Below are 23,838 nucleotides of genomic sequence, written 5' to 3'. Positions count from 1 at the left end.
AAATCTCCAAAGCCGGTATTGATCATGTGGTAGCAAAGTTTTGCTTCAAAATCAATTTTTGGTAAGTGTGTAAGTCACTTCCCCAGGAACATTAAAGTTGAGTGTAACAGTGTAATTTCCTGCTTCTTCGACACGAATATTATCTCCGTCTTTGATCAGCACTCCCTCTTTTGCTCCAAGATTAAAGTCCCAAGATTGGTTTGCTCTAAATTTCATTTCCCCAGCTTTTAGATCCGTGGTGATTGTCAATACATTTAAGTCTTTATTGAAATTCATTGGTGTTTCTTTATCCCAACCTCCGTCAGTTGCATCACCTATGATACCCCAAAGTTTTGGATCAGAAAGCGTATAAGTTTTAGCAGCCAAATCAACTGTTACCTCAAAAGTTCCAAATTTAGTCACCTTGATATTAGTCGCATCAGATTCTGCATCAAGTTTGCCATCTGCTCCTGTATCACCATAATTTTTCCCGTCAACCCAATCAGGCTCTTCTGTGAATTTAAATTCTCCACTTCCACCAAGAATATGAACAAACCCGGTGAAGGTCTTATTAAATCCAACTGATTTAAGAGTAGTATTCAAATTACCTGGATTCCATCCCTGATAATCACCAGGAACGTACATCAATGGGAAAGCAACAAAAGTGTCATAAGGAGTAACCATTAAAGATACCGTCTCACCATAAATCGGCATTAAAGGTTGGGAAATGGTAGACTTCACTCTGAACTCCACTTCAGATGCTGCTCCCAAAGGGAGGCCTTTGGCTATAAGTTCATCATTTAACTTTTCAGTCTGAACTTCGATCACACTAGTTTTGCTAAACCCAAGTTCAACAGCATCCATAAAACCCGCACCTGGCAGATCCATTTCCAAATAATAGGTTACTTCACCCTGCATCCCAAAATCAGCTGGGCTTACAGAAAATGAGATTAATTCCTCCGGGTCATCGGCATTTAGCACCAAAGAACTACCATTGGAAGGGTCAGTCAAGAAAGACCCGGTCTGAGAAATTATTGGAGGTGCTTCATATTTTTCACATGCCAATAAAAGAGGAATAATCGCTAATCCCCATGCGATCTGTCTAAGTGTTTTCATTTATTTTGGATTTATAAGTTGAATCAACAATACTTGGAATAAGTAAATTTTCTAACCAAATAATCAAATTGGACTTCTTCAATTCTTGGAAAGAGCTTTCAAATCCTTCGTACTTTGAAGAAATTTTAAATGAAAGAAACTTAAAACGCAATGGGTGAAGCCGCAGATTGGATAAAGTTTTTTGAGCAAACGTTTGCGGTTTCGTTTGCATAAAAAATATTTTTTTGTAAACTAAAGGAATAATGATTCTGAAGTGAAGTTTTAACTCCAAAATTCAATAGATTGCCTATCAGAGATCAATCATATAATTGAATTCTAAAGAAATCTTGGAATAATATAATTTATGAAGATAGGACAGGCTACTATTAAAGACATCGCACGAGAACTCAATCTTTCTGCGTCTACAATTTCCCGAGCTCTCAAAGATTATCCTGGCATCAGTGATGAAACCAAAAAGAAAGTCAAGGAAGTCGCCGAAAAATTAAATTACAGACCAAATGCAATTGCCCTTTCATTAAGAAAAAGTAGATCATACACTATCGGCGTAATTATTCCAGAGGTCGTTCATTTTTTCTTTTCTACAGTGATCAGTGGAATTGAAGAAGTTGCTTTTTCAAGAGGCTATAATGTCATCCTCACTCAAACAAATGAAAAGCTCGAAAGGGAAAAAAGCAGCATCAATACAATGCTTTCAAATCAGATTGATGGATTTATGATCAGCTTTTCTAAAGAAACTTCAGACTTTGACCATTTTTCCCAATTATTGGAACAGAATTATCCAATTGTATTTTTTGACAGGGTGCCTGATTTGGATGGAGCTGTAAATGTCATAGTGGATGATTACCAAGGAGCTTATGATGCCACCAAGCATCTAATTGAGCAGGGATATAATACAATCGCGCATTTGGCAGGTCCAAAAAATCTAAAAATCTGTATCGAACGAGAAAGAGGTTATCGGGATGCGCTAAAGGCTCATCAGATGCCTATTCGGGAAGAGTTTATTTTAGAATGTGCGGATGGAACCCCCGAGCATAGTAAAGAGATCACTAGAAAATTAATAGCCAATTTTGCCGACAAACCTGATGCAATCTTCGCCAATAATGACATGGTAGCTGCAGGTGCTATGATGGCTTGCAAAGAAGCAGGTTTACGAATCCCCGAGGACGTTGGAATTGTGGGTTTTAGCGATTGGCAAATTTGCACTTTGGTAGACCCTTCACTCTCTTCAGTTTACCAGCCAGGTTTTCAAATTGGGTCCAAAGCAACCGAACTATTACTAGATATGATAGAGAAGAAAATCTCTGCCGATCAAATTCAGTCTCCGGTCGTTTTGAATACCAAATTGATCATGAGAAAATCCTCAAAAAAGCGGGAGTAGAAAAAAAACCTAATTTTTTTAAGATTTTATTGCAAACGTTTGAATAAGCCTTGATTTTCAAATTAAGGCTCTCAATCTTTAAAATCTATTCAAATGTCCGTTTTAGCGGAGTATTGCAGGTTTTTTGTATTGAAATTCATTTCTATTTTAGCATTACTCGCTCCAAATATTATTGAGTAATCTCATGATGGAAACCCAAAAAACCTCGCAAAATTCAGCTCGATTTCAATCTATGAATGAAATTATTTCCTGGGAAAAAACTCAAATTGGGTTTTTAGGAAAGACTGAAATCGGAAGCTTTCAGGTCACAGTTTACCAGACCGGAATTATTAGAATCCAGGCGAGTCGATTTCCTCAATTTGATACCAATCCCTATTCAGTTATTTCCAGTCCTGAAGAAATTGACTTTGACCTCCATCAGGAAGGTGAATTTCTATTTCTAAGTACAAGTAAAATCAAGCTTAGACTGAATTTGTCAAACTTCAATTTCTCTTTTTTCGATTTTCAAGATCAATTACTCAATGAAGATGATTCGTTTGGGACAGCTTGGATGGGAACAGAAGTTACTTGTTATAAAAAAGTCCAGGAAAATGAGAAATTCATCGGATTAGGAGAAAAAACAGGGAATCTCAATAGGTTTGGAAAGGCATTTGTCAATTGGAACACAGACTATTTTGCTTATGGAGTAGAAGATGATCCATTGTATATGAGTATCCCTTTTTACTTAGGTATCCACCAAAAAGGGGCTTATGGGATTTATTTAGATAATACTCATAAATCTGTTTTCAATTTTGGAGCTTCTACAGACAGGTTTATCTCTTTTGGAGCTGAAGATGGTGACTTAGACTATTATTTTATTCATGAACCCACGGTCTCAGAAATAATCAGTAGCTACACTTCCCTCACCGGCAAAATGAAAATGCCTCCAAAATGGGCCTTGGGATTCCAACAATGCAGGTATTCCTATTATCCAGACAAAGAGGTAACCACTCTAGCACAAACTTTCAGAGACAAGAATATTCCATCAGATGTCATCTACCTTGACATCCATCATATGGAAGAATACAAAGTTTTCACCTTTGATGGGATAAAGTTTCCGGATCCTAAATCCATGATTCTACACTTGAAAAGTCTTGGCTTTCGTGTGGTAGTCATCATGGATCCGGGAATAAAAAAGGAAAAAGGCTATACTCCTTATGAGGATGGTGTCGCTAATGGATTATTTGTCAAATATCCCGATGGGGAAGATTATATAGCACAGGTTTGGCCAGGATGGTGTGCATTTCCTGATTTCACCAAAGAAAAAACCAGAAAGTGGTGGGGAGATAAGATGAAATTCTATACTGAAGCTGGTGTGGATGGATTTTGGGCTGATATGAATGAACCAGCTTCTTGGGGTCAATTCACACCAAATTTGATTGAGTTTGATATGGATGGGAATCCTGCTTCTCATCGAAAATCCAGAAATATTTATGGAATGCTAATGGCAAAATCGGCCAATGAAGGAGCTATTCAACAAAAATCCGCAGAAAGGCCTTTTGTTTTAACTAGATCGGGTTTTGCAGGAATTCAGCGATACGCAGCAGCATGGACCGGGGACAATCAAGCTAGTGAAGAGCATATGCTTTTGGGCGTCAGGCTTGTAAATAGTTTAGGTTTAAGTGGTGTGCCTTTTTCTGGATATGATGTAGGTGGTTTTGCAGGCGAAGCAAGTAAATCATTATATGCAAGATGGATGAGCATTGGCGCATTCTCTCCATTTTACAGGGCACATTCGATGATCAATAGTAAAGATGCCGAACCTTGGGCATTTGGGGAGGAAGTGGAAGAAATATCCAGAAACTATATCAAACTGCGTTATCAACTCCTTCCAACAATTTATAGCAAGTTTCACAAAGCCGCCAGTTGCGGATTGCCACTTTCTTCCAGTTTGGCAATTGATTATGGCCAGGATGAAAAAATTTACCAATCAGCATTCCAAAATCAATACATCTTCTGCGACACTTTCCTGGTAGCACCAACCGAAAGCCATAAAGAAATCACCAAAGTTTACTTACCGGAAGGATCTTGGTATTACCTCTATTCTGATGAAAAAACAGAAGGAAAACAGACTATATATCAGGACTGCCCATTAAGTTATTTACCAGTTTATGTCAAAGCTGGTAGCATTTTTTCAATGCAATCAGAGGTTCTTTACACCGAACAGAAAAATGATGGAATTTTAAAAATCCATGTCTATGCCGGTGCAGATGGTCAATTCGAGCACTATGAAGACGATGGTTTTAGCTGGGAATTTCAAAATGGAAAGTATCACAAGCGAATTATCGAATTAAAGACTGACTCAAAAGCACTCATCTTTCATAAAGCCGAAGGAGACTATGAAAGTGATTATAAGAAAGTTCAAGTATTCTTTCATGGATTCCATATTGATGAAATAAAACTCAATGGAGTTAGTAAAACTCTGACATATTCTCACTTTTCATTTTTGGATAAACTGACTGAATTTGATCCACTTCCAGAATCAGAACACCCGTTTATCTCTATTGAATCCTTACCATTCATAGAATTCAATTATACCAATAACCATGTTATCATCAGTGTGCTAAACTAATTTATCATTCCCATCTTTACCCAATTCACCCAAAATGACCGCAATAAAAAAAGAACTAAGTTTCTGGCAAATCTGGAACATGAGCTTTGGATTCCTGGGAATTCAATTTGGATTTGCTCTTCAGGGTGGATTCATGTCACGGATTTTCCAAACATTAGGAGCAGATAAAGATGCTATTCCCTTTCTTTGGATTGCAGCTCCTTTGACAGGACTTTTAGTCCAACCAATAATAGGATATTTAAGTGACCAAACTTGGTCCCCGAAATTTGGAAGAAGAAAGCCATTCTTTTTCATTGGAGCAGTTTTCAGTACGATAGCACTTTTTTTTGCCCCCTACTCTTCTACATTGTGGATGGCTGCTGGAGCACTTTGGATCCTAGACGCTTCGATCAATATCAGCATGGAACCATTCCGTGCACTGGTAGCTGATAAGCTACCTGATTCTCAGAGATCATATGGTTTTGTTGTCCAAACATTAATCATTGGGATAGGCACTTGGATTGCATCTAATCTTCCTTGGTTTATGACCAAGCTTGGTGTACCCAACACAGCAGCTCCAGGTGTCGTACCGGATTCTGTAAAATATGCTTTTGCGGTAGGTGCATTGGTATTATTCACGTCAATACTCTATACGATTTTAACCACCGACGAATACCCTCCTGAGGATCTTGAAAAGTTTGAAGCCGAAAAAAAGAAAGGGTTCTTATCTGGAGTTCAGGAGATTTTCAAAAACATTTCAGGCATGCCAAAAGTCATGAAACAACTCGGGTTGGTTCAATTTTTCTCCTGGTTTGCTTTTTTCACCATGTGGAGCTTTGCCACTCCAGCCATTACAGAACATGTATTCGGGGTCACTGATACAAGTTCAGAAGCATATAATGATGCAGCAGACAGTGTTGGGAATTATTTGGGCACCTATGGATTAGTTTCCATGTTTTATGCTCTCGCATTGGCATTTGTAACAAGCAAATTCAAAATCAACAGAAGGCTACTGCATTTAGTAAGTTTATTGGCAGGTGCATGTGGATTCATATCCATTTATTTTGTCACTGCTCCGTGGATGCTCCATTTGAGTTTTATGCTAGTGGGAATTTCATGGGCAAGTATTCTTTCCATGCCGTATGCCATGCTTTCCAGCTCTGTTGAGCCCAAAAAGATGGGTGTATTCATGGGGATTTTCAACATGTTTATTGTCATGCCTCAAATCATAGCTGCACTTGGTGGGGTAAATTTCCTATACAAATTGATTTTTGGGGAAGCCGTAATTAACACTATGTTATTGGCAGGCTTACTATTGATATTAGCAGCATTCAGTAATTTATTGATTCAGGATAAAAGAGCTACTCACGATTAAAATCTTAATTTTTTGATGAGCTGAAGTAAAAAAAAGAACTGCTTTTTTACTTTTACCATTTCATAAGATTGCAAAAAAATGAAGACTCTTCGAATTACAGGTGTGCCCGAACATTTCAATTTACCATGGAAAAAAGTGGTCGCTTCCCAACCTTTTTTAGAAGATGGAATTCGACTGGAATGGGTAGATGAATCAAGAGGCTCGGGCCAAATGAATAAGGCTCTTCGTAATGATGAAACTGATATAGCAATTGTATTGACGGAAAGTTTTCTTCAGGATTTTGAAAATGGAAACCCATCAAAAATTCTTGGATACCATGTGGTTTCTCCTTTGATCTGGGGAATTCATATTGATGGAAAATGTGAAGTTTCAAAACTTGATGAAATCAAATCGCCAACCTTTTTGATCAGCAGAATGGGATCAGGTTCGCAATTGATGTCTTATGTTCTCGCCAAAAGAGAAAATTGGAGTAAAGAAGATCTAGAATTTAAGGTTATTGGAAATCTACCTGGAGCTTTGGAAGCTATGAATCCAGATTCACCTGATTTATTTTTATGGGAAAAGTACACTACCAAACCTTGGGTGGATTCAGCTGAGATTAAACGAATTGGAGAAGTTCCTAGTCCTTGGCCTTGCTTTGTGATTGTTGCCACTGATAAGGCTTCATCTGCCTTTGGAGAGAAGCTATTTCAACTAAGAGACCTAATTTATAAGGAATCAGAAAAGCTTAAAAACTCAAAAACCACAGCTCAAGAAATCGCTGAAATTTACGATTTGAAATTAGAAGATGTGGTGCAATGGTTAAAGCAGACTACTTGGGCTATTTCAAATGAAATTTCTATTTCTCAGCTAAAAAAAGCGATGGCTGAAATGATCGAATTGGGAATATTAAAAAATGAATTAAGACTGAGCGATTTCCTTCCTTCCGACAGAGTTAGCTTCGTGGACTAAATCCATTTTTGGAATTGTCACACAAATCTTGGTTCCGGTCCCTTCTGTACTTTGAATAAAAATATCTCCTCCACTCATTCGGATAAACTCTTTGCAAAGCTGTAATCCCAAGCCTGAACCTTTTTCTTCATTGGTTCCTTTTTGGGAATCTGTAATAGCGTAATCTTTCCCTAGGATATGTTTGATCTGAGATTTTGACATGCCGACACCATGATCATTGACACACCACTTCATCATATTTTCCTCACTGGTGGATGTGATCTCAATGCTGTCATTCATTTTAGAAAACTTGACCGCATTATTTAAAATATTCCTCACTACTACTTCTATTAAATCCATATCAGCAAAGACCGACGCATCATTATCCATTTTATTGTTGATAGTCAGATTTTTCCCTTTCACCTGTGGATCTATCAATGAAATGGTGGAATTCACGATTTCTGTAAGATTAAAACAAGACCTTTTCAGTTTAAATCCTTCCATTTGGGACATGGACCATTTCAAGGTATTGTTCAAGGTAAAATGGACGGTATCAATATCCTTATTTAAAGAAATCAACAGTTGGTCAAATTCATCTTTAGTCAAAGCTCCTCTCATCAATAGATCCACAACAGACTTAACCTGCCCTACAGGACCTTTCAGATCATGCCCAAGAATAGAAAATAACTTATTCTTCGTTTCATTAATTTTCTCCAGCTGAAGTGACTTTGCCTCAAGGTCATTATTCTGCTTTTTGATCTTCTCTTTTTGCTTCAATAAATCTTTATTGTACTTATTGATATTCCTGTTCAATGTGTAAAGCCAAATCGCCAATCCTACAATAAGAAAGACTGCGATTCCAACAATCAGGTTATTCCTTCGATTTAATTGAATTCTTTGTGCTTGGTTTTCATTTTGTGCTCTTAAAAGATTCAACTCAGATTGATCCAGATTATCCTGAAACATCCCCTGCATCAAAGCAATTCTATCTCTATTTCCTTTATTGACCAATGAATCATTTAAAATCAAGTAGGTCTTTTGATTTTCATAAGCTTTTAGAATATTCCCTTTTGCTTCATATACTTCTGCTAGGTATTTATAATTCTTTGCTAGTTCATCCAAAAATTTATTACTCTTTGACACTTCAATTCCTTCAAGTAGGATGTTTTTTGCATCCTCAAGTCTCCCAAGTTTAAGATAAGTTGCTCCAAGACGATGTGTCACACTCGCCTCTGTGGTTTTTACATTCTGGATCCTAGAATCTTCTAAAGAGCCTTCAAAAATTTGAGCTGCACTATCATATTCTCCCCTATTGAAATATATATCGCCAATCACGCGGTTTGCGAAAGCCGTTAAATAAGGTGAGCCTGCTTTTTGATTTATCAGGATCGAATATCTCGCATAATATAGGGCAGAATCATATTCTCCCTTCGCACTAAAATTAAAAGCTACATTATTTAAGCTTCTGATCTGGGTGTATAAATCACCCTGTTCTTTACTCAGCAAGTAGCCTTTTTTAAACTGCTCAATCGCTTTGTCAAAATCGTTTTGCTCGTAATACAAAGCACCCATACTATTCAAAAGCCTAGCTGCAACATTCATATTATTGGCTGCTAATGCCAGTTCATAAGCTTCCTTTGAATAGTCAAAAGCTCTTTGCCATCTTCCCCTCCTGTAATAAATCCAACCAATATTTTCTTTGGCAAGACTTTCTCCTGAAGCATCACTAGCAGCCCTTGACAACATCTCTGCTTCCAGAGCATAGTTCAGGGCAAGTTCTTGCTCAGATTCTCTGAGATTGCTAGCCAAAAGATTCAGAATTCGTATTCTTTCTCCACCTTCTGCACTGTTAAGCGCTGTCTTGAGACTATCTAAATTGTCAATAGACTGCGATTCTACTTCATGAGACCATGAGTAAATAAATAGTAGAAGAAATAATTTGGTAATCAGTCTTTTCACTCTAAAAATTTTCTACTCCAATTATCGACAAAATATTTTATTCTTGATAATTAAATCAAAATCAATTCATTACACAGAATTTTCTATCATCCTCACGTACGAAAAAAAGCAAAACTTGGATTTTCCAAAAAAAGAAAGATCTAAATACTTTTTCTTTAAAGGTTATCCCAGTCCCAATCCTTGTTTATTTGACTGATGGCGTGATGCGCTGTCAGATCATATTGGCAAGGAACAATCGAAATATAATTATTGGCAATTGCCCATTCATCATTGTCTTCTCCTTTATCAAAATTGACAAAATTACCTGCCATCCAGAAATAATTTCTTCCGTTTGGATCAAGTCGTTCATCAAACTCTTCCTGCCATTTGGCTTCTGCTTGTCGGCAGATTTTTATTCCTTTGATATCCTCATTTCTCTTTGGAGGAAAATTCACATTTAATGCGATTCCTTTGGCAATGCCATTTTTCAAAACTTGAAGTGCTATTTTCTCAACCCACTCCTCTACATGAGAAAAGTCTGCATTAGAAGAATAATCACACAAAGAAAAACCAATAGAAGGCAAACCTTCCAAAGCCCCTTCTATAGCTGCCGACATGGTCCCGGAATATAGAACCGAAATTGAAGTATTAGAACCATGATTGATTCCACTCACAACGAGATCCGGAGTTCTACCTTTTAACACATGATGTTTGGCAAGCTTCACACAGTCAGCTGGTGTTCCGCTGGATTTGTAAGCTTGCACATCCTCAAAAATATCTTCTGAAGAAAGTCTTAATGTCTCTCCTATTGTTATGGCATGTCCCATTCCGGACTGCGGACTATCTGGAGCTACTACTACCACTTCTCCCAATTTCTTCATGGCAGAAACAAGAATTCTTATTCCTTTCGAAGTGATTCCGTCATCATTAGAGACGAGAATTAATGGTTTGGACATTAGTTTTTATTCAATTCGTTGTAATAGGCAGTGATTCGTAAAAGATCTCCACGCTTGTCATGCTCCAGCCTGTTTTTTCTCATAAACAGATCGATTTCTTGGTCATGTCCAGTGAGGTAATCGTACAAATCTTTTTTCTTCAGGCTGTATTTCTGAATTTTGCCATCTTTGAAAAAGTAATAATTAAAAGCCAATCGATAACCCATCATAGTTTGAGGCCCCCAAAATGGATTCATACCCATCGCTCCATAGCCCCCCATGCTTCTGGAGTCTGTGGCGATATATTCCCTGCATAGCAATGCAATGTTATCTCCTTGGGTCAAAACCTCAAAAAATATAGGAGTTTCATAATCACCGTTGAGACTATATGGAAGACTGTAGAAGTTTCTGACGCCTCCATAGATTTCGTCATAAATCTCAAAATTGGAAACATTTGAAGCGGTGAAAGTGATAATACTTTCACTTTTGAGCTGGACTAAATTATTATCAAGGTCATACTTGATTAAGCCACCATAGGTTTGCCCATCAGTACTATAAATATTTCCTTTATGCCAAATCTGAGATGGAAATTGCTCTTGAGCCATGACTGTAACAAGGCCAAAGAAAATCAAGCTTAGGGTGAATATTGCTTTTTTCATGGTATCTGTCATGCCTGATTCTACGATTTACCCAAGGTCTGGGTTAAGAAATCTTATTTTTCAAGACTTAATTTAACAACATTTTATTTCAAAATATTGTGTCCCATTTTATCTCTTTTGGTTTGCAGATATCGCTCATTGTGAGGATTTGGCTTTATCTCAATCCCAACTTGCTCAACGATCTCTAAGCCATAACCAATAAGACCAACTCTTTTTTGAGGATTATTCGATATTAATTTAATCTTACTGATCCCTAAATCTCTCAAAATTTGAGCTCCAACTCCATAATCTCTACTATCCATCGGTAAACCTAACGCTAAGTTTGCCTGAACAGTATCCATTCCTTGCTCTTGAAGCTTGTATGCTTTTAGCTTATTGATCAATCCAATTCCTCTACCTTCCTGATTCATATAAAGGACCACTCCTTTTCCTTCTCTTTCAACCATATCCATAGCTGCATGAAGCTGAGGGCCGCAATCACATCTACATGATCCGAAAATATCGCCTGTCACACAGGAAGAGTGAACTCTTACTAATACCGGTTCATTTGGTTCCCATGTTCCTTTGATCAGAGCCATATGAATCTCCTCGGTATTCGTTTGTTTAAAAGCAATCAGGTCAAAATTCCCGAATTCTGTTGGCATTTCTACACCGATCTCTCTTTTGATTAAGGACTCCTTTTTAAGTCTATAGGCGATCAAATCCTTGATAGAAACTAATTTAAGATTGAATTTCTTTGCTACATGAACCAAATCACCCAAACGGGCCATGGTCCCATCTTCGTTCATTATTTCTACCAAAACTCCTGCCGGAGAAAATCCCGCCAATCTCGCAAAATCAATTGCTGCTTCTGTATGACCTGCTCTTCTTAAAACTCCACCTCTTTTGGCTTTCAAAGGAAAAATATGTCCAGGTTTTCCTAGCTCACTAGGATCAATAGAATCATCTACCAATGCCTGAATCGTTTTGGCTCTATCCGATGCAGAGATTCCTGTGGTACAGCCATGGCCAATCAAATCTACAGAGACTGTGAATGGAGTTTCAAATGCGGCAGTATTCTGACCAACCATCATATCCAATCCAAGCGCCTCACATCGATCTTCTATTAAAGGAGCACAAATTAAACCTCTACCATGGGTGGCCATGAAATTGACGATTTCTGGAGTGATTTTTTCTGCAGCACAAACAAAGTCCCCCTCATTTTCACGATCCTCATCATCCACCACGATGATTACTTCACCATTTTTTATTGCCTCAATGGCGTCCTCAATAGGATCTAATTGGTAATTTTCCACTTGTCTTGGGTTTGAATTCTTTCCTGAAAAGCAAATTTACACGCTTTCCTAACAAAACAGGATACTGCCAAAGAAAGTTTGGTTTTAGCCGATAACTATTCCTAACTCCTTATCTATTTCTAACTGCACTTTTTTCAGCTCAAAATATATGAGTTGCAATTCTTCAATTTTAGCATCTCCTTCCTTCTCATTTTCAGCCGATTTGATTTTTTGCTTTGCCTCTTCCATCATTTTTTGAACAAGTCTTCTCTTCAATCTTAAGATTGTTTTAAAGCCTGTCAAAGAAAGATTATCGGTTTCCGTATTGATAAAAATCTGATGTTTATCATGCCAATACGTAGAAACTTCATGCCTTGGAGTAATCAAATCGATGATCTCCTGCCTCATCTCATCGTCTTTTTGTCGAATGAAGAACTCCACCGTTGGGACTTCGCCCCGTCTTAAAATTTGTCTATATGTGAGAAGAATTTTGGTGTAAACTGGAGTCGTAAACTCTAACTCTTCTGTTTCTGCCAATAAATAATCACATAAATGCAATCCTTCTTGATCAAGTTTCTCCCAACCATAATTCATCAGCAACCTTACCATTTCCCGTTCCTGAACTTTGAGTATTTCTGCAAAAGATGATTTTTCTTCAGTTGGAAGAAATTCTTCAAATCCAGTCTGCTGCTCCTCATATGGTTCTGGCGGGGCATTAAACTGATTTTTTTGGTTTTTGATGAAGGATTTATTGAGTTCTGCATGAATCACATCCTCTTCTACTTCAAGCAAAGTAGCTGCTTCTTTGGCGTAAACAGATCGGATAATAGGATCTGGAATTTTGCCAATGCTTTGGATGACTTCCCTGATTACTTCAGCTTTTCGAATTGGATTTCTGGTAAATTCATCTTTGAAAAGACCAATTTTGAACCCAATAAAATCCTTGGCATTGCTTTGTAAATAATCTTGAAATGCCTGACTGCCTACTTTTCTAGAATAGCTATCCGGGTCTTCCCCATTTGGGAAAACAACGGCTTTAACATTCAGGCCACCTTCTAGCAGCAGGTCAATTCCTCTCAAAGAGGCTTTTATCCCAGCCGAATCCCCATCATACAAAACGGTAACTTGATCCGTAAACCGCTTGATAAGTTTGATCTGGCCATCAGTCAATGAGGTTCCTGACGAAGCCACCACGTTTTCGATTCCAGATAGGTGCAGAGAAACCACATCCGTATACCCTTCTACCAGATAGCAATTATCCTTTTCCCGAATTGCCTTTTTGGCCTGATACATACCATAAAGCACATCGCTTTTATGATATACTGCAGTCTCAGGGGAATTGATGTATTTAGGTTGATTCTTGTCTTTAGTTAAGATCCTGGCTCCAAATCCAATCGGCTTTCCGCCAATATTATGGATAGTAAAAGTGACTCGACCTCTAAATCGATCGTAAACTCTGCTTGGATCTCCTTCCTTCTGAAGAATCAACCCTGCTTTAAGCAAAATCTCTTCTTGAAAACCAGCTGATTTTGCAGCTTTCAGTAAATGATCCCAACCATCAAGTGCAAAGCCGAGATCAAACTTTTCAATAATTCCAGGCGTAAAGCCACGTTCTTTGAAGTAACTCAAGCCTATGGATTTACCTTCCTCAGTTTGCAGGTTCTTCACAAAAAAATCACGAGCAAAACCCAATGCGATGTATAAACTTTCCCTTTCGCTTTGAGCTTGATCTTGTTCAGGAGTTCTTTCTTGATCCTCTTCTACCTCTATTCCATATTTCCCCGCCAAATGTCGGATGGCTTCAGTAAATCCAATCCCTTCAATGTCCATTACGAATTGGATCGGATCACCAGCTTTGCCGCAACCGAAGCATTTATAAATTTGCTTGGCAGGTGAAATTGAAAAGGAAGGACTCTTCTCGTTATGAAATGGGCAGCAGGCCCACATGTTTTGTCCCTTTTTTTTCAAAGGCACATAATCTCCCACCACCTCTACGATGTCTACTCTTTCTTTTACTTTATCTGTGGTGAGTTTGCTGATTCCCATGGATTGAACTATCTGACAAAGGTATCCTTCTCTCGCTAAATTGAGGCGATTCAATTCGAACTATTTAGCAAATACCGAAGTTATTCGAAAACTATGTATCCCCGATGTCTTTTCTAAGAGGGATAGATGCCCTAAATTGCAAAAAAATTCAATAATCATCTGATGCAATTATCTGCTGAAGCGATCCTCAAGACCCTTTCCAAAGTACAAGACCCTGATTTAAAAAAGGATTTGGTCACTTTGGGAATGATCCAAAAAATAAAAATTGAAGGAAATAAAGTCAGTTTCAATGTGGTTTTGACCACTCCTGCATGTCCTTTAAAAGAAGTAATCAAAAATAATTGTCTAGAAGAACTTGAAAATGACTTTGGCAAAGAAGTAGAATGGGACATTTTCATGACCTCCCAAGTTACCACTGTCAGAGATGCTGCTCCTGTTCTTCCAAATGTGAAAAACATTATAGCAATAGCCTCTGGCAAAGGTGGTGTAGGAAAATCTACCACTTCGGTCAACTTAGCAGTAGCTTTAGCTGAGTTAGGAGCAAAAGTGGGTTTGATTGATGCTGATATTTCTGGACCTTCTGTCCCTACCATGTTTAATGTAGAAGGCGAACAACCGTCTGTCAAAAAAGTAGGTGACAAAAACGTCATTGTACCGATCACCCAGTACGGCGTCAAGTTAATGTCAATTGGATTTCTAACACCAGCAGATAGTGCTGTAGTTTGGAGAGGTCCGATGGCAAGTTCAGCACTTAGACAGTTTATCTCTGATGTAGAATGGGGAGAATTGGATTATCTTTTGATCGACTTACCTCCTGGAACATCCGATATTCATTTGACGATGGTACAAACAGTTCCGGTAACCGGAGCAGTAATTGTTACCACCCCTCAGAAAATCGCTTTGGCGGATGCAAACAAGGGATTATCCATGTTTAGACAGCCACAAATTAACGTTCCCGTTCTAGGTGTTGTTGAAAATATGGCTTATTTTACGCCAGAAGAGTTGCCTGACAATAAATATTATTTGTTTGGTAAAGAAGGTGGCAAGAGATTAGCAGAGAAATATGGAGTCCCACTTTTAGGTGAGATCCCAATTGTCCAGAGTATTCGCGAAAGTGGAGATACAGGATATCCTGCTGTAATGAAAAACGGATTGACTAAAGACGCATACATGAATCTTGCCGAGACAATCGCTCGTCAAATTGCCATTCGAAATGCCTCTGAATCAAAAACTGAGGTAGTAGAAATAAAAGCTTAAAAAAATGGAATCAGAATTAAAAAGTAAAATAGAGTTTGCATTGGATACAATTCGTCCATATCTGGAAGCAGATGGAGGTAACGTGAGAATTGTAGAGTTGACAGATGACATGGTATTGAAAATAGAAATGCTAGGTTCCTGCGGTTCTTGTCCTATGTCTTCTATGACTCTAAAAGCCGGTGTGGAAGATGCAATCAAAAGAGCAATTCCTGAAATCACCAAAGTGGAGGCGATCAATCTGACTGTAGCCTAATATAAAATATTGAATGAAAAAAGGTTTACGGTTTGATTTAAGAGCCACTCTCCTCCTACTAGGGGGTATTTTTGCTTTCTCACCATTATATAGTCAACAATTTGACCTGGTTGATGTAACCGGTCAATTAGGAAATAGAAATACTCATGCGCACACTGGAAAATGTGCGCATACTTTTTTAGAAGCCAAACAGGAAAAAGAACTGGGATTTTTTGGAACCAAGCAATATTTTGAAAGCTGGGTAGACCAAAAAATCGAAGCTAGAAAATCAAATCCAAAACTTTCCGCCAAAACAAATGCAGATGTACGCCTGATCCCAGTCGTGGTTCATGTGGTTCACACAGGACAAGCTGAGGGTGTAGGCACAAACGTTCCTACCAGTCAGATTTTGGAACAAATCAGAATTCTGAATGAAGATTTCAGAAGATTAAATGCAGATGCATCTAACACTCCAGCAGAATTTTTGCCAGTAGCGGCAGATGCCAATATTGAATTCATTTTGGCAAAGCAGGATCCCAATGGATTACCAACAGATGGAATTGTAAGAATTCAAGGTCCAAAAAATAGCTACAACCCGGATACGGATGCCACGCTAATCGGTCAAATTACTCAATGGAACCCTGAAGAATATTTAAACCTCTATGTTGTTCCGTTGATCAATCCTTATATCGGTTATGCTTCTTTCCCGATTTCAGATCTGCCTGGGTTAAACTCTCCACCTACTTCTACACTTACTGACGGAGTCACGATCGATTACCGTTATTTTGGAATGGGAGGAAGTGCAGTTTCTGCTTCCAGAGGAAGAACAGCAACTCATGAAGTAGGTCATTATTTTGGTTTGAGACACATCTGGGGAGATGGAGGTTGTGGCGTCGACGATTTTGTAGCTGACACACCCGAGCAAGATGCTTCCAATACCAGCTGTAGTCCTACTTTCACTAGAGAAAGCTGTGGATCTGTAGACATGATCCAAAACTACATGGATTATACACCTGATGCCTGTATGAATATATTTACAAAAGGGCAAGTGGATCGTTTTAATGTCGTTTTGGAAAACAGCCCAAGAAGAGTGACTTTGGTCAATAACAGAGCCACCAAGGATCCTGAGCTTTTGGACTTGGATTTGGCAATTTCCAGAATCATTTCTCCAACTGAGTACATTTGTTCCCCTACAATTAGTCCAGTCATTGAGGTATTGAATGCTGGCAAAAACAGATTGACTTCTGGTAGAGTTGAATTGAGAAGAGATGGAGCCTTAATGGAAAGCAAAAGGTTTACGTTTGACATCGAAACTGGAGAAACCGCAACGTTAAGTTTCAAGGATTTCAATATTTCCAATTCTGGAGCCAACATAGAATTTAAAATTATTCAGGCAAATGATCAGGGAGATCAGAATCCTTTAAATAATATCAAGTTTTCGCGACCTGCACTTCAGGAAGAAATTTCACTTCCGTTCACCGCAAACCTAAATAATTTCCCAGGTCAGTTCACTGTAGAAAATCCTGATGAAAACTTTACATGGGAACAAAAAACCATTACAATTTCCAATAATAGCCAACCCGTCATCTCAGTTTCTAACTATGATTATGAAGCTCCAGGTGAATTGGATTATTTCATTTCTCCCCTGATCAATTTGGAGCAATATCCAAATGCTCAATTAGTTTTTGAAATGGCATATGCAAACTATGAACAAGCCGGTTTTGAAGATCAATTGATCGTGGCTGTGTCACAGGATTGTGGAAATAACTTTGATCTGGCAAATGCAACATACCAGAAATTTGGACAAAGTCTAGAAACATCTGATCCTACTCTTGATGAGTTCATTCCTTCTACTTCTTCCCAATTCAGAACTGAAATCGTCAATTTAAGTGCATTCAAAGATTTGGGCACCGTTCGTTTTGCATTCATTAATCAAAACGCATACGGAAATAACGTCTATATCAGAAACATTCGAGTTCTTCCTAATGAAGAGTTTAACTATGGCTTGATCATCAACGAATTGATCACTCCTACTCCAATAGGAGATGGAACTCATGAAAATGAAATCTATTTATTGACAAATTCAGGAAATCTTCCTGTATCCAGTTTCCTTTTCTCTAGAATAGTAAACAACTCCTCAAAACAAACATTTCTAGCCACTGGAGATGCAGTGCAGCCAGGTGAGAGCTTTACCCTTTCCGGTTCTAATTCCACGTCCCCAGGGAAAAACAAAATGGAATTGGAGGTAAGTAATCCAAACTTCGATCAGAATGAACCAGCCGGAAATAAGGCAACTCGATATGTGATAGAAGACGACAACAGAATTGAGACTCCTTGGAGACAGAACTTCAATAATTCGACATCCATTTCTCCGATTTACCAAACCATAAATCCAGAATCAGACAGGACTGCTTGGCAAATTATTCCTGTGAGTTCAGGAGAAGGTTCAAATAATGTGGCCATGCTACGCGATCAAGTGGCGGGTAATAGTTATTGGCTGGGCAGTTCACTATTTGATCTTAGTGGAAGAAGTCAAGCGAGTATCTTCTTTGATTTGGCAGCAGGAGAAGTAAGTGCTACTACCACCCTTTCCGTTTTAGCAAGTGTTGATGGTGGTGAAAATTATTTCGTGGTCTCTGAAATGACCGGATCGGAACTCTCCACAGTTTCAGTTGGAGAAGCCAATCCAAATAGCATCAATGATTTTGCAAGGAAATACGTCAACCTTTCAGATTTTGCTGGAGGTGAAAACACAGATGTAAGAGTTGCTTTCGTCGTGGAAAATGGAGCTGCAGATGACAGCCCTATTTATATTGATAACATTGAATTGTTCCAGAGCGCAAATCCTTCCCCAGTAATTCCAGGAGAAGGAATGACGATTCTTTATCCAAATCCTGCTCAGGACATCTTTAATATTGCCTTTAACTTGGCACAATATGAAGAAGTAAATATTCAGGTAATTTCCTCTGCTGGAATGGTTGTTCAGGATTTGGATTATCCTGGCACACTAAACCAGACATATTCATTCAGTACTGAGTTATTCTCAAAAGGTGTATTCATTATTAAAATAACGAGTCCTACCATTCAGGAAACCAGGCGATTAATTATTAATTAACTTGATTTAAAGCCGAAGTTTATTCTTCGGCTTATTTTTTGTCAGGGATTTAGCTGGTTTTTGAAAATCCTGACGTTGTAGGGTTTGAAATTCCCATGTATCTTTAGCTATTCTAAAATTCAAAAATGAGTTTCTTTAATTATTCCATACGAAAAATATTAATTCATACTTTCATCGTAATCTGTCTATCAGTTTTACTAGGGTTTCTATTCTTAAAACTCTATTTACCGATGTATACCAATCACGGGGAAACCGTTTCTGTTCCTGATTTGAATGGATATACCTATGATGAAGGAATAGATATACTAGAAAATGCAAGTTTGGAATACGAAGTTTCTGTTGATTCTGGCTTTAGCACAGATTTGAAACCTTTGGCAGTTTTAAAACAATTCCCAGAGGCAAATTCACAGGTAAAAACAGGCCGCAAAGTTTATTTGACTTTGAATGCCCGAAATGCTCCAATGTTGAAAATGCCAAATTTGATCAATACCCCGTTGAAAAACGTTCAGGAAATTTTATCCAATATGGGATTGGAAAGAGGTGACATTGTGTATGTTCCAGACATCGGGATCAACGTAGTGTTGGAACAAAAGTACAGAGGAGTTAACGTGCCCGAAGGATTTGAAATTCCTAAAGGAGCCAGAATTGATTTAGTTGTAGGTGATGGTCTAGGAAATCAAATTTTGGAAGTTCCTAACCTATCCAATATGGATGAAATAGATGCTGAATTTCTTATTTTGGGGTCTGGGTTACGCGTTGGGAATAAAAACTTTGTCGATAATGACACGGTACCGGCAGGTAAAATATTTATGCAAACTCCCGCTGCAGGAACTCAGGTAAAAACAGGTGAGTTAATCGAACTTTGGATCTCAAAGGAAAATTTTTAATGGAATGGGCAAAAGCCTCCACATAATTCTTACACTTTTTTTGATTCTAAACTTAGGATTAGTTTCCGGATCAAGAGCACAGATAGTGGAGTTTGCTCCTATTCATAAAACTAAAATCCCAAAAAGGTCTCTTGAGTCATACAGAATACAAGAAGTCAACTCTGTTCCTTTTTGGGATGATTTCTCCCAAGGTCTAGATACTTTAAGTTGGGATCTTGATGGCGTCTCTTATACGGAGACGATAGGCATAGATGCTCCATCAATCGGCCAGGTATTATTTAATGGTGTCGATGCTAACGGCAAACCATACTCGCTTTCTCAAAGAGATATCGGGATTACAGATATTTTGACCTCCAAATCATTTGACCTTTCTGGACAATCCTCCAATTCCCTTTTCTTGAGCTTCTTTTGGCAAGCCGGTGGCAAAGCCGAATTCCCTGATGGAAATGACCAGTTTTCTCTTCAATTTCTCGATGAAAATGGATCGTGGATAACTGTTTGGACCAGACTTGGCGGAATTGAAGAAGACAGAAATAAGTTTAATCAATCCATCGTTCAGGTAACCCCAGCTTTTCAGCATGAGGTGTTTCAGTTTAGATTTGTGGCCGACGGAAGGCAGATAGGTCCATTTGATAGCTGGATATTGGACTATGTATATCTGAATTACAACCGTTCAGAAAATGATCTTTTTTATAAAGACCGAAGCCTTACACAGCCCAATCAAGTAAGCTTGGGAGATTTTGGGGCGTATCCATATGAGCTTTTTGGAAACAATCAATCTGGTCTCTGGACTACTATCCAAAATCAGTTTTTCAATCTCGAAAACAGGTTTAGAGCAATGGAATATTCCATTCAAGTTCGAGACACTTTAAGCAATTCTTCAATTTCCATAAACCAGAATACGCCATTTAATCCTGTACCCAACTCCAATGAAAGACGGAATTTTGGAAGTGCAGAATTTGAAGAAGTTCCTGCTCCTAACGGAGAATCTATGTTGGAAATCACCACTTCTTTAGTAACTGGAGATGATAATTATTTTGAAGTAAACGGAACAGATACTACATTTTTTTCTGAGGTAGATTTTAGACTAAATGACAGTGTTAAAACCTATTTCCCGCTTAGGGATTATTTTGCTTACGATCATGGTTCCGCCGATTATGCGGCTGGAATCAATCAAAAATCCGGAATGCTTGCTGTAAAATATGAAACCCCTGAAGAAGTTTATATTAAAGGTATTTCGATCAACTTCACCAATGCCAACCAAGCTAATCAGGCTATAGATATCTTGGTTTGGGAGGATTTAGAAAAGGATCCGATTTACAGGAGAGAAGATTTAATCCCGGTAAAAGAAGCCGGACAAGAGTTTTTGTATTATTCTCTTGATACCAATATTCAAGTCCAAGGTGAGTTTTATATAGGATATGCTCAATTTACAAATGATTTTATCCATGTAGGATTGGATAAATCAAATGATACTGGAGATAAGCTTTTTTACAATGTTTTGGGAGCTTGGCAACAAAATGATCAAGTACAAGGATCTATGATGATTCGCCCTCATGTTTCATTGGAGGCACCATTTGAGGACATTATTGCTCCTGAAGGAAGGTTGAAATATTATCCTAACCCAGTTGAAAATTTCCTTAACATGGAAGGTAGTTTTAGTGAATTGAGGATATTTGATTCATTTGGAAGAGAGATTTTTCTCACCCGAGAGCATAGCCAAGAAGGGGAAATTATTAATTTTACAGGACAGCGCCCCGGTATTTATGTGATTAATGTGGTTACCGAGGCAGGTCCAAATTCAATTCGAATATTAGTTAAATAGAAATATGGAAGATATTACAGTAGAAGACCTAAAAGCAAGGCTTGATAAAAACGAAAAATTTGTTTTCATCGATGTTCGTGAAGAATGGGAATATGAAGATGAAAATATTGGCGCAAAAAACATCCCTTTGGGGGATTTACCAAGTAGGCTTGATGAACTAGAGCAGTACAAAGATCAAGAGATTGTCGTTCACTGCAGATCAGGCGCTAGAAGCAGCAATGCAAAGAAGTTTTTGGAAAGTAAAGGTTTCACCAAGGTTAGAAATGTCCCAGGTGGAATTATGGCTTATAACAATCTTTAATTAAACTCCCTTTGGGGAGTTTTTTTATTCAAATACGAAAGGCTCAGGAGCAAAACTGATCAAGAAGATCAAAATTGCAATCCAACCAATAATTTTTCGAGTCGTATTCAACTCTCTAAATCCTGAAACTTCAGGATGCCTCACTCCCATTACTCTTCCTAATAGAAAGGCAAAGAAAAGCCATCCTTGATAGCCTTCCCAAAGCGGAAAGAAAAAGGACAATGTGTATTGCAATGCAGCTAAAGAAAAGATGATAGTCAATTTATTTTGAAGAGTCATACCAGACTTACTGTAACACAAATAGAGATATCCTAAATAAAGTGGTATCCGAATTATCAGATCTTCTAGAGGCAAATAGGGATTTATAAAACCCAAACCTGCAAATGCCAAGAACCCTGTAAAAGTCACCAAGGAAATAGTTTTATGGTGTCTAGGGAACAAACCAAAAATGACATGGCCTCCATCGAGCTGGCCAATAGGCAGTAAATTTAAAGCAGTAAAAAACAGTGCTAAATATCCAGCAAATAAGAATGGATAATGAATAACTTCTGCCATATCTGGAAGTCGATCCGGATCAGCAAATACTTCTCCTAGTCCCCAGAAAAGCAAGTTGGACCCCAACTTAAAATCCATTGCATCTTCACCATATCCCTCAAAATTAGGATCGGCATATTCTGGATGAACCTGATAAATATATTCCGCAGGAGGAAGCGTCGCAAACCCGTAAATCAATAATCCCAAAGCAACAACAAAACCAGCCAAAGGACCTGCCACCCCAATGTCAAAGAATTTCTTTCGACTGTTGACAAAGCCCTTCATTTGGATCACTGCTCCAAATGTTCCTATCGATGGAACACCAATAAAGCCCAGCCAGGCAGGAATAAAGAAAGGCAAGCTACATCTCACCTTATGATAAAGAGAAGTAAAATAATGCCCCAATTCATGAATTAGAAGTATGCCAATAAATGGAATTGAAAATGCCGTTGCTTTCCAGAAATCATCTATTGATAGAGCCTGATCACCGGAGGCTAAAACAGATTTCCCAAAAACCCACTCCCCACCTGCTAAAGTCGCAGTAGTGAGCGTCAGAATAAATAATAGGCCGTGAATGAGGTATTCTTTTTTGCTATGCATGCTTTAAATAATCAAAAATCACCTGAGGTCCAGTGACATGTACAGCATGGATTCCAATGGAAGCAGCACCTTTAACATTTGCTTCTAAATCATCAAAGAAAACTACTCTTTCTGGCTTGGTTCCCAATTGATTAACCATCGTATGGTAAATTTCTGCTGAAGGTTTCGAAAGACCCATTTCGTGACTCAAAAAGACATGATTAAAAAGAGAATCAAAGTTTTCCAGAGCAAAGTTTTGATTCAACATTTTGTATACCGCATCTATGTGAATTTCATTGGTATTACTTAATATCCCCAACTTGTAATTATCCTTCAATCGAGATATTAAGTCAATTCTCTCTCTTGGGATTTCTTTTAAAAGGGAGTTCCAAAGATCATCCACCTTCTCATCAGACCAGTCTTGCTCAAAGTATGTTCTGACTTCATTTCTGAATTTCGCTGAATCTATTTCCCCTTTTTCATATTTTTTATGAAAATCTGTCAAATAAAACAGTTCCGTCTTATCATGATGATTTTCAGGAAGTTCCTTTTTTATTAATTCCAATGAATGCTGATAGTCAATATCAACAATCACATTACCGAGATCAAAAATCAAAAAATCTACGTCTGGAATGATTTTCATGAAGAAATTTGGTTGTGTATATGACTTCAAATATGTAACATTGCACTCCCAAAACCAAGGTTAAAAGCTTTATAGAAGCCAAAATCAAAAGGTTTTAATTTTTGGGCCTATAGCTCAGTTGGTTAGAGCACCTGACTCATAATCAGGTGGTCCCTGGTTCGAGCCCAGGTGGGCCCACAAAAAGGCTGGATTAGTTTCCAGCCTTTTTTACTTTTGACTCTTTTGCTTTGATCAGATGGATGTAT

At 38.1% G+C, this 23,838-nt stretch carries 18 protein-coding genes and 1 tRNA gene; 11 read left to right on the top strand and 8 right to left on the bottom strand.

Features of this window, described 5'->3' with window-relative positions; genetic code table 11:
- Positions 1-51: 51 nt before the first annotated feature.
- The gene (locus tag FHS59_RS05380; RefSeq protein WP_184493712.1) at positions 52-1,095 is read right to left on the bottom strand and encodes a SusF/SusE family outer membrane protein; all 1,044 of its coding nucleotides are present in this window, start codon (positions 1,093-1,095) and stop codon (positions 52-54) included.
- Positions 1,096-1,438: 343 nt separating this feature from the next.
- On the opposite strand from FHS59_RS05380, the gene FHS59_RS05375 reads away from it, so the two are divergent.
- From FHS59_RS05375 to FHS59_RS05360, 4 genes are all read left to right on the top strand, one after another.
- On the top strand, positions 1,439-2,473 hold the full coding sequence (locus FHS59_RS05375) for a LacI family DNA-binding transcriptional regulator (protein ID WP_184493710.1): 1,035 nt from the start codon (positions 1,439-1,441) through the stop codon (positions 2,471-2,473).
- A 232-nt stretch (positions 2,474-2,705) separates the two neighbouring features.
- The gene (locus FHS59_RS05370; protein WP_317168169.1) at positions 2,706-5,084 is read left to right on the top strand and encodes a glycoside hydrolase family 31 protein; all 2,379 of its coding nucleotides are present in this window, start codon (positions 2,706-2,708) and stop codon (positions 5,082-5,084) included.
- A gap of 34 nt (positions 5,085-5,118) precedes the next feature.
- The gene (locus tag FHS59_RS05365) at positions 5,119-6,438 is read left to right on the top strand and encodes an MFS transporter (protein ID WP_246388309.1); all 1,320 of its coding nucleotides are present in this window, start codon (positions 5,119-5,121) and stop codon (positions 6,436-6,438) included.
- A gap of 78 nt (positions 6,439-6,516) precedes the next feature.
- Entirely contained in the window at positions 6,517-7,389 is an 873-nt protein-coding gene (locus tag FHS59_RS05360) for a substrate-binding domain-containing protein (RefSeq protein WP_184493708.1), read from the top strand.
- Here FHS59_RS05360 and FHS59_RS05355 read toward each other — a convergent pair.
- The 5 genes from FHS59_RS05355 to dnaG form a co-directional block, all read right to left on the bottom strand.
- A complete protein-coding gene (locus tag FHS59_RS05355) occupies positions 7,339-9,327 on the bottom strand; it encodes a tetratricopeptide repeat protein (RefSeq protein WP_184493706.1) in 1,989 nt (662 codons plus the stop codon). The genes FHS59_RS05360 and FHS59_RS05355 overlap by 51 nt on opposite strands.
- 155 nt (positions 9,328-9,482) lie before the next feature.
- Positions 9,483-10,262, bottom strand: coding sequence for a 5'/3'-nucleotidase SurE (surE, locus tag FHS59_RS05350; RefSeq protein WP_184493704.1), 780 nt, complete (start codon positions 10,260-10,262; stop codon positions 9,483-9,485).
- Positions 10,262-10,900 (bottom strand): hypothetical protein, encoded by a 639-nt coding sequence (locus tag FHS59_RS05345; protein WP_184493702.1) that lies wholly within the window; start codon positions 10,898-10,900, stop codon positions 10,262-10,264. The genes surE and FHS59_RS05345 overlap by 1 nt, the downstream gene beginning before the upstream one ends.
- An 83-nt stretch (positions 10,901-10,983) precedes the next feature.
- The gene (locus FHS59_RS05340; protein WP_184493700.1) at positions 10,984-12,195 is read right to left on the bottom strand and encodes a bifunctional 3,4-dihydroxy-2-butanone-4-phosphate synthase/GTP cyclohydrolase II; all 1,212 of its coding nucleotides are present in this window, start codon (positions 12,193-12,195) and stop codon (positions 10,984-10,986) included.
- Between the two features lie 84 nt (positions 12,196-12,279).
- Positions 12,280-14,220 carry a DNA primase gene (dnaG, locus tag FHS59_RS05335; protein ID WP_184493698.1) on the bottom strand — a complete coding sequence of 647 codons (1,941 nt, stop codon included), beginning with the start codon at positions 14,218-14,220 and terminating at the stop codon, positions 12,280-12,282.
- Between the two features lie 162 nt (positions 14,221-14,382).
- Here dnaG and FHS59_RS05330 point away from each other — a divergent pair, with 162 nt between their 5' ends.
- The 6 genes from FHS59_RS05330 to FHS59_RS05305 all read left to right on the top strand — a co-directional run bounded on the left by FHS59_RS05330 (position 14,383) and on the right by FHS59_RS05305 (position 21,837).
- A complete protein-coding gene (locus FHS59_RS05330) occupies positions 14,383-15,477 on the top strand; it encodes an Mrp/NBP35 family ATP-binding protein (protein WP_184493696.1) in 1,095 nt (364 codons plus the stop codon).
- A 4-nt stretch (positions 15,478-15,481) separates the two neighbouring features.
- Entirely contained in the window at positions 15,482-15,730 is a 249-nt protein-coding gene (locus tag FHS59_RS05325; protein ID WP_184493694.1) for a NifU family protein, read from the top strand.
- 13 nt (positions 15,731-15,743) lie between these two features.
- A complete protein-coding gene (locus FHS59_RS05320) occupies positions 15,744-18,824 on the top strand; it encodes a T9SS-dependent choice-of-anchor J family protein (RefSeq protein WP_184493692.1) in 3,081 nt (1,026 codons plus the stop codon).
- A 125-nt stretch (positions 18,825-18,949) separates the two neighbouring features.
- Positions 18,950-19,711: a PASTA domain-containing protein gene (locus FHS59_RS05315; RefSeq protein ID WP_184493690.1), complete on the top strand. Its 762-nt coding sequence runs from the start codon at positions 18,950-18,952 to the stop codon at positions 19,709-19,711.
- A 4-nt stretch (positions 19,712-19,715) separates the two neighbouring features.
- Positions 19,716-21,536: a T9SS type A sorting domain-containing protein gene (locus FHS59_RS05310; RefSeq protein WP_184493688.1), complete on the top strand. Its 1,821-nt coding sequence runs from the start codon at positions 19,716-19,718 to the stop codon at positions 21,534-21,536.
- 4 nt (positions 21,537-21,540) lie between these two features.
- Positions 21,541-21,837 (top strand): rhodanese-like domain-containing protein, encoded by a 297-nt coding sequence (locus FHS59_RS05305; RefSeq protein ID WP_184493686.1) that lies wholly within the window; start codon positions 21,541-21,543, stop codon positions 21,835-21,837.
- Positions 21,838-21,861: 24 nt separating this feature from the next.
- On the opposite strand, the gene FHS59_RS05300 is transcribed toward FHS59_RS05305, so the two are convergent.
- Together FHS59_RS05300 and FHS59_RS05295 are read right to left on the bottom strand one after the other, a co-directional pair.
- Entirely contained in the window at positions 21,862-22,971 is a 1,110-nt protein-coding gene (locus FHS59_RS05300; RefSeq protein ID WP_184493684.1) for a site-2 protease family protein, read from the bottom strand.
- Positions 22,964-23,593, bottom strand: a complete 630-nt coding sequence (locus tag FHS59_RS05295; RefSeq protein WP_184493682.1) for an HAD family hydrolase — start codon at positions 23,591-23,593, stop codon at positions 22,964-22,966. The genes FHS59_RS05300 and FHS59_RS05295 overlap by 8 nt, the downstream gene beginning before the upstream one ends.
- A 103-nt stretch (positions 23,594-23,696) precedes the next feature.
- Here FHS59_RS05295 and FHS59_RS05290 point away from each other — a divergent pair.
- Positions 23,697-23,770, top strand: a tRNA-Ile gene (locus tag FHS59_RS05290).
- Positions 23,771-23,838: the final 68 nt, after the last annotated feature.

Source organism: Algoriphagus iocasae (assembly GCF_014206875.1).
Taxonomy (GTDB): Bacteria; Bacteroidota; Bacteroidia; order Cytophagales; family Cyclobacteriaceae; genus Algoriphagus; species Algoriphagus iocasae.
The sequence above is the reverse complement of the archived record's forward strand: the minus strand, read 5'-3'. Positions and strand labels throughout refer to the sequence as shown.